This is a genomic window from Acidovorax sp. HMWF029, assembly GCF_003060895.1.
Classification (GTDB): domain Bacteria; phylum Pseudomonadota; class Gammaproteobacteria; order Burkholderiales; family Burkholderiaceae_C; genus Acidovorax.
Map to the genome: position 1 here is coordinate 3,203 of NZ_QAIH01000176.1, position 10,470 is coordinate 13,672.

Genomic DNA, 10,470 nt, shown 5'->3' on the forward strand with positions numbered 1-10,470 from the left:
CCGTCACCCGCCAGCTGCGTGCCACGCTGATGTTGCCCGGCAATGTCTACAACTTTGGCGAAGCCATGCCGCCCCTGCTGCGCGAAGACACGCCCCAGGCGGCCACCGGCTTCAAGGGCCGGATGCGGGTGCAGCTGGAGCAGCGTCTGCACGCCGCTACGCAAGGGGGCGAGATGCGCGCCATCGTGCTGCGCGCCGGGGACTTCTTTGGCAGCGGCACGGGCAGCTGGATCGACCAGGCCATTGCCAAGGATCTGCCCCAGGGCCGCATCACCTGGCCCGGCCCACCGGACGTGGCCACGCCCTGGGCCTATCTGCCCGATCTGGCCCGCACCTTCGTGCGCGTGGCGCAGGAGCGTGACCGGCTGGCCGCGTTCGAGTGCCTGCACTTCGCAGGCCACCACGCCACAGCGCAGCCGTGGCTGCACAGCTTCACGGCCATTGCGGCGGAGCAGGGCTGGTTGCCTGCCGCAGGCGCGCTGCGGGTGGGCCGGTTGCCGTGGCCGCTGCTGTGCGTGATGGGGTGGGTGGTGCCCACGTTCGCAGCGCTGGCCGACATGCGCTACCTGTGGACCACGCCCCACCGGCTGGACAACATCCGCCTGCGCGCCCTGATCGGTGACGAGCCCCACACCCCTTTCGACCAGGCCGTGCGGCAGGCGCTGGCGGATTTGGGGCTGGTGACTTCGCCCACTCCCCGCGCCGTGCTGGCATGACAACACAACCCTTCCCTTGTATCACTGGAGCATTCCCATGAACCGTCGAAACTTCATCCGATTGGCCGGTGGCGGCACCATCGCCGCCGCCACCGCGGGCACGTTGGTCGCCTGTGGCACCGCAGGCGAGCACTACCCCGCCGAGGCGGTCGAGGCCTGGAAGGGGCCGGTGGGCGAGACCGATGTGCGCCGCCGCGCCGTGGCCTACGCCATCACCGCGCCCAACCCGCACAACCTGCAGCCCTGGCTGGTGGACCTGCGCGAGCAGGGCGTCATCACACTGCGCACCGACCGGGAGCGCGTGCTGCCCCACACCGACCCGCTGGGCCGCCAGATCCTGATCGGTCACGGCGCGTTTCTGGAGCTGCTGGTGATGGCCCTGGCCCAGCAGGGCGTGGCCTGTGACGTATTGCTGTGGCCGCAGGGCGAGCTGCCCACGGCGCTGAAGGACTGGGATGACCGGCCTGTGGCGCGCATCACCCTCCAGCCCGGGGGGCAGCCCGACCCGCTGTTTGCGCAGGTGCTGCTGCGCCGCACGCCCAAGACGGATTTCGACACCACCCGCCCCGTGGCGCCTGAGTTGCTGGCGCAGTTGTTGAACAGCACGCAGACCCACACGCCGCTGCGCGTGGGCGGCACCGTGGCTGCCGAGCAGTTGCCTGCCCTGCGCACGCTGTGCTGGGAATCCGCCAAGGTCGAGCTGCTCACGCCGCGCACCATGATGGAAAGCATCCACCTCACCCGCGTGGGCCCGTCCGAGATCCTGCAGCACCGCGACGGCATCTCGATCAACACGCCCTTTGTGCGCGCAGTGTCGGCCCTGGGCATGTTCGACCGCACCCAGCCCCCGGCCGAAGGCAGCGCGGCCTACAAAAGTGCCATGGGCCGTTTTGAAGGCCACAGCCGCACGGCCATGGGTTTTGTGTGGATCACCGGCCCCAACACGCGCAGCGACCAGGTCCAGACCGGGCGCCTGTATGTGCGCCAGCAGCTGCAGGCGACGGCGCTGGGCGTGGGCATGCACCCCATGAGCCAGGCGGTGCAGGAGTTTCCCGAAATGGCCCCGCACTTCGAGCGCGTGCACCAGCTGGTGCTGGGGCGGCCCGCGCCACGCACACCCCAGGAGCCCACGGTGCAGATGTTCTGCCGCATGGGCTACCCGCAGGGCGAGGTGCCTGCCACGCCGCGCAGGCCGCTGGCGCGTTTTGTGCGGGCGTGATTCGTTGGCGGGCAGCCCTTGCCCTTGCTGCAAAGCAAAGGGCTGATACAGATCAACCTTCGGCCACAAGCTGCCGCGCTTTGCCGCTGCTTCACACACCGTTCAGGTGGCGTTCATCGCGGGTTTCTACAGTTGCTGCATTGCAATAAATCGTGGGGCTGGTGATGTGGAAGAAGGTTTTAGGGCGCGCTCTGGCGGTGGCCATCGGCGTGTGGATGTTGGCTTTGATCGTGCCCCAGCCCGCGCCGCCTGCGTGGGGCAACGTCTGGTGGTGGCGCAACCAGTTGATCCTGCTCACCGGGGTGTCGGCCTGGGCGCTCATGTCGCTGATCATGGTGCTGGCCGTGCGGCCTGCGTGGCTCGAAAAGCCGCTCGCTGGCCTGGACAAGAGCTACCGCCTGCACAAGTGGGCGGGCATTGGGGCCATCGTGCTGGCGCTGCTGCACTATGGCCTGCAGTTGTCGCGCAGTCTGCTGGCCGACTGGGTGGGCCGCCCGGTGCGCACGCCGCGCGCGGACTGGTGGCTCAACACCTTCCGCCACCTGGCCGAGGAGGTGGGGGAATGGGCCGTTTGGTTTCTCGCGGCCATGCTGGTCATCACACTGTGGCAGCGGTTCCCGTACCACGTGTGGCGCTACCTGCACAAGCTGCTGGCCGTGGTGTACCTGGTGCTGGCCTTCCATGCGGTGGTGCTCACGCCGCCTGCCTGGTGGTGGCAGCCTGCGGGCGTGCTGGTGGGGGTGTGCACGCTGGTGGGTGTGTTGTGCGCCGTGCGCTCGCTGGCCGGGGCCATTGGGCGCAGCCGCCGCCATACAGCGCGCGTGGTGAGCGTGTCGCCACAAGGGGCGGGGGTGCTGGAGGTGGCGTGCCAGGTCAGCCCCGCCAGCGCTTGGCAGCACACGGCGGGGCAGTTCGCGTTTGTCACCTTGGGCCGCGCCGAGGGCGCACACCCGTTCACCCTGCTCAACGCCGACCAGGGCGATGGTGTGCTGCGCTTTGCCATCAAGGCGCTGGGCGACCATACCCGCCAGCTGCCGCAGCATGTCGGCGTGGGGCAGCAGGTCGGCATCGAGGGGCCGTATGGCTGCTTTGACTTTCGCAGCGACAGCGCGCCGGAGCAGGTGTGGGTGGCCGCTGGCATTGGTGCCACGCCGTTCATGGCCTGGCTCGAATCCTTGCAGTCCACGCCCGCGCTGGCGCCCCGGGTGCACCTGCACTACTGCGTGCGCCATGCGGGCGAGGCGGTGTTTGCCGAGCGCATGGCTGCGCTGTGCGCCCGCTTGCCCAGCGTGACGCTGGAGGTGCACCACAGCGACGACGCTGGGCCCGTGACACCGGCTGCGCTGCTGGCGGGCACCAGCCCGTCGGCGAGTGTGTGGTTCTGTGGGCCGCAGGGGTTTGCCGAGGCGGTGCGCCGGGGCATGGAGCAGCTGGGGCGCCCGTCTGCGCGCTTTCACCAGGAGCTGTTCCAGATGCGTTGAAGCGGGTTGCATCCCGCCATCGTGCTACGTGGTGCTGGAGCGGTCCGCGGGCACCAGGTACTCACGCACCAGCGCCCGCGCGCGGTGCAGGCGGCTTTTGGCCGCCTCACGCGTCACGCCCAGCCGCTGCGCAATTTCCTCAATGGTCAGCTCCTCGAAGTCGCGCATCAGCAAGGCATCGCGGTAGATGGGCGGCAGTGAGTCAATGGCCAGTGCCAGGTCGTGGCGCAGTTCGTGGTCGGGCCGGTGCGACCAGGCGAGGTTGTCCTCCACCTGCGCCAGCGGCTCGGCCTTGAGCCAGGCCAGCATGGGCTGCATGCACAGCCGCTGCACGATGCGCACCACCCACCCGCCAAACGCCGCTACCTCGCGCAGCGCGCCCACGCGGCGGTACACGATGATGAGCGCCTCCTGCACTACGTCGTCCGTCGCCGTGGTGGCGGCGCAGTGGCGCAGCGCATAGCGGCGGATGTCGGGGCGGGTGAGGCGCAGCAGCTGCTCCATGGCCACGGCGTCGCCACTGCGCGCTGCGGGCAGCAGTTGGGCCACGGTGGGCGCTGGGGTGGTGGCGGCCATAGCAGATCACTCGACAGGCTTGCGACCCCTCATGGCGCAGGCGGGGCAGTAGCCAAAGGCGCCGCTCAGGATGCTGCCAACGCCCGAGGCGGCCAGTGCCAGGCCCAGGGGCGATGCGGACAGCCACCACAAGCCTGCAGCGATGAGGGCGACGCCCCCCACAACGCGCAACAGGCTTTCGGGGCGGGTGATGTTCTTGCGGTACAGCATAGTGAAAAGCTCCTGGGTGGGGTGAAGGAGAGGCCAGCACAGGGCGCCTCCACCACCAAGAGCGCCGGGTTTCGCAAAAGGATTCATGGTTTGCGAAAAAAAGTCGCAGCCGGTCACTGCTGCCCGTTACCGGAAATGGTCGAACGAGGCGTAGCGGTTTTCCACGGGTTTGCCCTGCGCGTCCACCAGCCGCAGGCCGGGCTCGGCCAGCACTGTGCCGATGCGGGTGACGGGCGTGCTGCTGGTCAGCGATGCGGCGGCCACGGCGTCGCGCTGCGCAGGGGGCGCGGTGAAGGCCAGTTCGTAGTCGTCGCCGCCCGCCAGGGTGCACTGTCGGAGAAATTCAAGGTCAAAATGACCGTTTCCGCGCGACAGGAAAGACTTTTCAGCTATCAAATTGGAAGTGATGTGGGTGTCGATCTGCGCACCCACGCCCGAGGCCTTCAGGATGTGCGACAGGTCGCCCAGCAGGCCATCGCTCAGGTCCATGGCACTGCTTGCCACGCCGTGCAGGGCCAGGCCCAGGGCCACACGCGGAGTCGGCCGCTCCAGCCGCTGGCGCGCGCGGGCCAGTACCTCGGCGGGCAGGGGGGTGTGGCCCAGCAGCGCCTGAAGTGCCAGCCGGGCGTCGCCCAGCGTGCCGCTGACGTAAATGTCGTCGCCGGGCTGTGCGCCGCTGCGCAGCAGGGCCTGACCGGGGGGCACTTCGCCAAACACCGTGATGCAAATGTTGAGCTGGCCCTGCGTGGTGTCGCCGCCCACCAGATCGCAACCGTGGGCATCGGCCAGTGCCAGCAGCCCACGCGAAAAGCCCGCGAGCCAGGCTTCATCCACCCGGGGCAATGACAGTGCCAGGGTGAACGCGACCGGCTTGGCGCCGCAGGCCGCCAGGTCCGACAGGTTCACGGCCAGCGCCTTGTGGCCCAGGGCCTCGGGGTCCACATCGGCAAAGAAGTGGCGGCCCTCCACCAGCATGTCGCTGGAGATGGCCAGCTGCATGCCGGGAGCGGGGTGCAGCAGTGCGCAGTCGTCGCCCACGCCGAGGGCGGCTTTGCGCACCGGGCGGGTGAAGTAGCGGGCAATCAGGTCGAACTCACCCATGGCAGTGCCTCTCGGGCGCAGTACGTGCGCAGCAGCCATGGAGCCGGGGGCGGTAGAACTTGGGCGGCATGTGTGTTCAGAGCAATTCGTAGTGGCGCATTAGCGCGGTTCAAACCAGTGCGCCCAATGGTCGATGCAGGCCTGGATCTTGGGCAGCCTGTGCTTGCGGGTGAGCGTGATCGCGTGGATGGGGCTGGGTTGCAGGTCCACAAACGGGGCCAGCACGGGCGCGAGCTGGCCCTGGCGCACCAGAGGCGCGGCCACCACCGTGGCCAGGCGTGCAATGCCCAAGCCCTGCAGCGCCAAGCGTGCGGTGATGGCCGTGCTGCCCGAGCGCCAGTGGCCTTCGGCCATCCGCACCTGGGGTGTTCCATCGATCAGGAACGGCCAGTGGTTCAGAAATGCCACCGCGCTGTTGGTGATAAGCCGATGCTGGCGCAGGTCATCGGGGTGCTGGGGCTCGCCGTGCGCCTGCAGGTAGCCGGGCGTGGCATACAGGGCGCGGGCCAGCGTGCCCAGCGGGCGCGCCACCACGGTGTCGGTCAGCGGCGGGCCGGTGCGGATGGCAATGTCGATGCCACCCTGCACCATGTCGGCAATGCGGTCGTCCACCTGCAGCTCCACGCGCAGATGCGGGTGCTTTTTTTGTAGGCTCTCGAAGCTGGGAATCAGCAAGTATTCGGCCACCACAGAGCTGGAGGCCACGCGCACCCAGCCGCTGGGCTGGCCGCTTTGCTGGGCGAACTCACCTTCCAGCTCGTCGAGTGTGCCGGTGATGCGGCGGCAATAGTCCAGAAAAGTTTGCCCCTCGGCCGTGAGCGTGAGGCCATGGGTTGTGCGGTGCAGCAGCCGCGCGCTGCAGGCTTTCTCGATGCGCGCCAGGGTGCGCGATACCTGGCTCACGGGCGCATTGCGCTCGCGCGCCACTGCCGAGAGCGATCCCAGGTCGGCCACGCGCACAAAAAGGTGCATGTCTTCAAAGCGGATGTCGCGCATGGGGCGATGGTAACGGCGGGGCTTTGCGCCGGACGCAAAACGGTCTTGCGCGGTGCGCGGTTTCCGGCGCTCCCTGTGCTGCCTACAGTGGCTTCACCCCGAAAGGAATGCCATGGACCCCCATCTGTACCCCGACGACTATCAGCGCCTGCGCGGCCTGGCCGAGCGCCACGCCATGCAGTTGCGCCAGGAGGCCATTCGCGAAGCCCATGCCTGGGTGGCGCGCAGGCTCCAGCGCATGGGCCGTCGGTTTCTTCAGGCGCTACGGACCCCATCCACGCTCTCGAATCCACCTACCCCGGAGACCCCCAAACCATGCCAACCCTCGCTCTGAAACTCGCCCCGCTGCAAAACCCCGAACGCTACCGGCAGCTGGCCAGTGCGCTCACCGACCTGACAGTGCGCCTGCTGGGCAAACGCCGCGAGGTGACGGCCGTAGTCATTGACGACCTGCCTGCTGCACGCTGGCACATTGGTGGGGAGCCTGTCGAGAAGCCCACCGCCCTGCTGGAGATCAGCATCACGCAGGGCACGAACACCGAGGAGGAAAAGGCTGCCTTCATCGCAGCCGCCTTTGCAGAACTGCAGCGTCAACTGGCCGGAGACGGCGCGCTGGCCATGGCCAGCTATGTGGTGGTGCGGGAGTTGCCCGCCAGCGACTGGGGCTATGGCGGGCGCACGCAGAAGGCGCGAAAGCTGGCGCTGGCGGTGTGACGGGCTGATGGCGCGCTGAGGCGGTCAGGCAGGGATGCCGCGGAAACGCTGCGCAGCCTGGCGGCTCACCTCGGCCAGCAACTGCTCTTCGCTCTGGCGCTGGCGCAGCCAGCGGGCATCGTTCTGTCCCGCCTCGACCTCGGTGCGCAGCATGTGCATGGCGCTCGATGCGCCCTGCACTGCAGCGTGCCCGGCGATCTTGTCCATGGTGCGCAGGATGTGTTCGCGCAGCGGCATGTGGTCTCCCGTGGCTGGGTCCACATACACCGCGTCCATGCCAAAGCGGCAGGCCTGAAAGCGGTTGTAGGTGTACACGAGGTAGTCGTCTTCTTCGGGAATGAAGGGCTGGTCGGCCAGGAACCACGCGCCCAGCGACTGCACATAGCCGGCGAGAGCGGCGGCGCGCTCGATGGTCAGGGGCGTGTCGAACACGCGGATCTCGATGGTGCCGAACTCGGGCTTGGGGCGGATGTCCCAGTAGAAGTCCTTCATGCTCTTGACCACCCCGGTGCGCGTCATCTTGTTGAAGTAGGTCGTGAAGTCGTCCCAGGTCAGCGCAAACGGTGCTCGGCCGGAGAGCGGAAAGGCAAACACCGAGTTCAGGCGGGCCGAATCAAATGCCGTGTCCTGGCCTTGCACATAGGGGCTCGATGCAGACAGTGCAATGAAGTGCGGGATGTAGCGGCTCATGCGGTGCAGCATCAGCAGTGCGGCGTTCGCATCGGGGCAGCCGATATGCACATGCTGGCCGAAGATGGTGAACTGCTTGGACAGGTAGCCATACAGCTCGGACAGCTCGCGAAAGCGCGGCTTGTCGTAGATCCGGCGCTCGTGCCATTGCTGGAAGGGGTGTGTGCCGCCGCCGACCACGGCAATGTTGAGCTTGTCCGCGCTCTTGACCAGCGCATCGCGGATGGGCGTGAGCTGGCCCAGCACCTCGCTGGCCGAGTGGCAGATGCCGGTGCAGATTTCGATCATGCTGTTCGTCATCTCGGGCACCACGCTACCGGGCAGCGGGGTTTTCTTCATGAGGCGCAGCATGTCCTCGGCGTAGGGGGCGAGGTCGTAGTCGTTGGTGTTGACCAACTGCAGCTCCAGCTCGACGCCCAGCGTCAGCGGCTCGGAATGGGTGAAAGCTTCAAGACTCACGGGGGGACTCTCCGTTGCTGCTGCGGGTCAGGGGCGCCCAGGGTTTGGAGCTTTCGCCCGCACGGTAAATGGCCACGGTGGCGATGACGGCACCAAAAACCTCCATCAGCAAGATGGCGGGCAGCGCTACACCGGCAATCACATGGCCGGTGGAGGGCGACGCCAGCACGAACTGCGAGGCGATCAGCAGCGCGATGGACGACATGGGCGTCATCGCACAGCCCAGCCACAGCGCCTGCTTCCAGCTCGCGCCGCTGCCGACGTTGCCCAGCGCTACTCCGGTGGCCTTGGCCACTAGGCGCACAGCGATCAGTGCCAGCACAACACCAGCCACCGGCGCACTCCAGTCGGCCTGCGCCGCCACGGTGGACACCAGCACAAACATCAGCATGGTGAGCAGGGACGATGCATTGCCCAGCTGCCGTGGCCAGGCCCAGGGGCGCGGGTTGAGCTGCTTGAGCAGCATGCCTCCCAGCAGCGCGGCCAGCGGTGCAGAGCCACCCATATGTGCGGCTACTGCCGTGCCTGCAGCCACCAGGGCCAGGAACAGCATGGACGTGTTTTCGCTGGTGGGGCTCATGAAGCGCAGCGCCATGCGCAGCACCAGGGCCAGCACGGCGGCCACCACAATCGACACGCCCAGCACCACCACTACGGGAGACACGGCCTCCAGAACCGTAAGGCTCTGGCGGTTGATGAGTTCGGCCTTGGCGCTGCCCAGCGTCAGTGCATACAGCGTGGAGAGTGTGGTGAGCACAATGGCGCGTTCGGTCACCGGACCCGCAGCACGGGTATCGGCCACCACTCGGGTCAGCACCGCAGGAGATGCCGCCAGTGCCACCAGGGCCAGCGGGCCAGCCGCTTGGGTGGGCAGCTGCAGCCACACAAGCACCCAGTACACCGCGAAATATGTCAGCACCGATTCTGCAATGCTTTGCACCAGCACCATGGGGTTGTGGCGGAACCAGCGCAGAGGAATGCGCCCGCCACATTCAAAAAGCACGATGGCCACGCCTAACTCCAGCAGAAATAGGCCAATTCCTTGCAGCGGCCACACTGCGCCGCTGAAGCCTGCCAAGCCCGCCGCCGTGCCCACCAGCGAATAGCCCACCACCTTGGGCAGGCCGGTGTGGCGCTGGGTCAGGTAGCCCGCCATGGCGGCCAAGGCCAGCAGCAGCGACCATTGCACCGTTGGCAGCCCGGCCGAGGGGCGCAGCCACTGCGCCCAAAAGCTCAGGATTTCATTCATGTCATGGGACCTCTGCGTCAGACGGGCGAAGTGTGCCCGGTGGTTTGAAGGGGCGTGCACACATGCCCTGCGCCGATGGGAGGGGGTGTGCTTGGAAGCGGTCCCCGTAATTTACAGGCGCAAGCACATCGCTCGTGTAGGACAGCGGCGGTGGTTGCTGCCGTTGTCCTGCCGCTATGCTGCGCCGGTGGGGGGGGTGCGCTCGGGTTTGAAGAAGCTCAGCGGCGCTGCGCGCATGCGAGCGCGGATGGCTGCGTAGATGCGCGAGCGGTCCACGCCGCTCACGTTTTGGGCACGCAGCGCAAGACGGAAAGCCAGATAGAAACTCACCGACACATTCAAGGCGCCGAGGAACGGCAGCGAGGCCACCGCCCACCAGAAGGCGGGCATGTGCAGTACCTGCAGCCCCAGCACTGCACTGGCAGCGCCCACCTGGCCGGTGGACAGTGTGACGTGTCGCACGTCCAGCCCTAGCCCGAAAAATGCAGCGAAGACGGGCACCAGGCCCAGCATGAAACCGAGCGAGATGTTGGCCGCGAACCCCGAGAGGTTTTCGCGCAGGAAGCGGGCCCAGCGAGCTGCTCGCTCGGCCCCCAGCAGCCGCATGATGCGCGGGTTGTAGTGCATGGCCGAGTCCAGGCGATGAAGTACGAACCAGTTCTCCGTCCAGCCCGCGATGATGCTCGACGCGAACAGCAACACCCCGGTAAAGGCCGCAAACAAGAGCGAAGGGCCGAGCAGGTGCAGGGACTCGAACACATGCTCGGCCTGTTTTTCACTGATGGCCGGGGCGCCGGTGGCCAGTGCAATCGCCGTGGCCAATGCCAGCACGGCCGGGAAAACCACCAGCACGTTGCCAAGCACGGCCGCCACCTGCGAGCGCACCAAGTGCGTTATCTCGTCCACAAAGGACTCGATGGCATCGCCCGAACCCAGTTCTTTGAGCTTGGCCGCCATGGCGGGGGCTGTCATGGCGGGCTGTTTGGTGGCCACCGTGAAATGCAGCAGCTGGATCAGCACAAAACTCACGGCATAGTTGACGCCCGCCATGAACCCGCC

The 10,470-nt window shown here is 67.3% G+C and carries 11 protein-coding genes and 1 pseudogene; 5 read left to right on the forward strand and 7 right to left on the reverse strand.

The annotated features are described in order from the left end of the window. The 3 genes from DBR12_RS12210 to DBR12_RS12220 form a co-directional block, all read left to right on the forward strand. The coding region (locus DBR12_RS12210) for an epimerase (RefSeq protein ID WP_233244419.1) at positions 1 to 716 on the forward strand (716 nt) is incomplete at its 5' end. Between the two features lie 37 nt (positions 717 to 753). Then, positions 754 to 1,935 (forward strand): twin-arginine translocation pathway signal protein, encoded by a 1,182-nt coding sequence (locus DBR12_RS12215; RefSeq protein ID WP_108617490.1) that lies wholly within the window; start codon positions 754 to 756, stop codon positions 1,933 to 1,935. A 164-nt stretch (positions 1,936 to 2,099) separates the two neighbouring features. After that, positions 2,100 to 3,416 carry a ferric reductase-like transmembrane domain-containing protein gene (locus DBR12_RS12220; protein ID WP_233244420.1) on the forward strand — a complete coding sequence of 439 codons (1,317 nt, stop codon included), beginning with the start codon at positions 2,100 to 2,102 and terminating at the stop codon, positions 3,414 to 3,416. A 24-nt stretch (positions 3,417 to 3,440) separates the two neighbouring features. On the opposite strand, the gene DBR12_RS12225 is transcribed toward DBR12_RS12220, so the two are convergent. The 4 genes from DBR12_RS12225 to DBR12_RS12240 form a co-directional block, all read right to left on the reverse strand. Next, the gene (locus DBR12_RS12225) at positions 3,441 to 3,992 is read right to left on the reverse strand and encodes an RNA polymerase sigma factor (RefSeq protein ID WP_108617491.1); all 552 of its coding nucleotides are present in this window, start codon (positions 3,990 to 3,992) and stop codon (positions 3,441 to 3,443) included. Between the two features lie 6 nt (positions 3,993 to 3,998). Next, positions 3,999 to 4,202, reverse strand: a complete 204-nt coding sequence (locus tag DBR12_RS12230) for a DUF2892 domain-containing protein (RefSeq protein ID WP_108617492.1) — start codon at positions 4,200 to 4,202, stop codon at positions 3,999 to 4,001. A gap of 126 nt (positions 4,203 to 4,328) precedes the next feature. Continuing rightward, a complete protein-coding gene (gene thiL / locus DBR12_RS12235) occupies positions 4,329 to 5,303 on the reverse strand; it encodes a thiamine-phosphate kinase (protein ID WP_108617493.1) in 975 nt (324 codons plus the stop codon). Positions 5,304 to 5,402: 99 nt separating this feature from the next. Continuing rightward, complete coding sequence (locus tag DBR12_RS12240; protein ID WP_108617494.1) at positions 5,403 to 6,299, reverse strand: LysR family transcriptional regulator; 897 nt, start codon at positions 6,297 to 6,299, stop codon at positions 5,403 to 5,405. Positions 6,300 to 6,411: 112 nt separating this feature from the next. On the opposite strand from DBR12_RS12240, the gene DBR12_RS22015 reads away from it, so the two are divergent. Continuing rightward, the gene (locus DBR12_RS22015; RefSeq protein WP_146185526.1) at positions 6,412 to 6,633 is read left to right on the forward strand and encodes a hypothetical protein; all 222 of its coding nucleotides are present in this window, start codon (positions 6,412 to 6,414) and stop codon (positions 6,631 to 6,633) included. After that, positions 6,615 to 7,013, forward strand: coding sequence for a tautomerase family protein (locus DBR12_RS12245; RefSeq protein WP_108617495.1), 399 nt, complete (start codon positions 6,615 to 6,617; stop codon positions 7,011 to 7,013). Before DBR12_RS22015 ends, DBR12_RS12245 begins: the two co-directional genes overlap by 19 nt. 24 nt (positions 7,014 to 7,037) lie before the next feature. On the opposite strand, the gene DBR12_RS12250 is transcribed toward DBR12_RS12245, so the two are convergent. The 3 genes and pseudogenes from DBR12_RS12250 to DBR12_RS22815 form a co-directional block, all read right to left on the reverse strand. Beyond that, positions 7,038 to 8,162: a YbdK family carboxylate-amine ligase gene (locus tag DBR12_RS12250; RefSeq protein ID WP_108617496.1), complete on the reverse strand. Its 1,125-nt coding sequence runs from the start codon at positions 8,160 to 8,162 to the stop codon at positions 7,038 to 7,040. Further along, complete coding sequence (locus DBR12_RS12255; protein ID WP_108617497.1) at positions 8,152 to 9,411, reverse strand: cation:proton antiporter; 1,260 nt, start codon at positions 9,409 to 9,411, stop codon at positions 8,152 to 8,154. Before DBR12_RS12255 ends, DBR12_RS12250 begins: the two co-directional genes overlap by 11 nt. 174 nt (positions 9,412 to 9,585) lie before the next feature. Beyond that, positions 9,586 to 10,470 (reverse strand): annotated as a pseudogene (locus DBR12_RS22815) (site-specific recombinase); the annotation flags it as partial.

Coding starts and splice junctions, on each gene's coding strand:
- DBR12_RS12220 (WP_233244420.1), top strand. CDS start 2,100: ATGTGGAAGAAGGTTTTAGGGCGCGCTCTGGCGGTGGCCATCGGCGTG.
- DBR12_RS12245 (WP_108617495.1), top strand. CDS start 6,615: ATGCCAACCCTCGCTCTGAAACTCGCCCCGCTGCAAAACCCCGAACGC.
- DBR12_RS22015 (WP_146185526.1), top strand. CDS start 6,412: ATGGACCCCCATCTGTACCCCGACGACTATCAGCGCCTGCGCGGCCTG.
- thiL (WP_108617493.1), bottom strand. CDS start 5,303: ATGGGTGAGTTCGACCTGATTGCCCGCTACTTCACCCGCCCGGTGCGC.
- DBR12_RS12215 (WP_108617490.1), top strand. CDS start 754: ATGAACCGTCGAAACTTCATCCGATTGGCCGGTGGCGGCACCATCGCC.
- DBR12_RS12255 (WP_108617497.1), bottom strand. CDS start 9,411: ATGAATGAAATCCTGAGCTTTTGGGCGCAGTGGCTGCGCCCCTCGGCC.
- DBR12_RS12240 (WP_108617494.1), bottom strand. CDS start 6,299: ATGCGCGACATCCGCTTTGAAGACATGCACCTTTTTGTGCGCGTGGCC.
- DBR12_RS12230 (WP_108617492.1), bottom strand. CDS start 4,202: ATGCTGTACCGCAAGAACATCACCCGCCCCGAAAGCCTGTTGCGCGTT.
- DBR12_RS12225 (WP_108617491.1), bottom strand. CDS start 3,992: ATGGCCGCCACCACCCCAGCGCCCACCGTGGCCCAACTGCTGCCCGCA.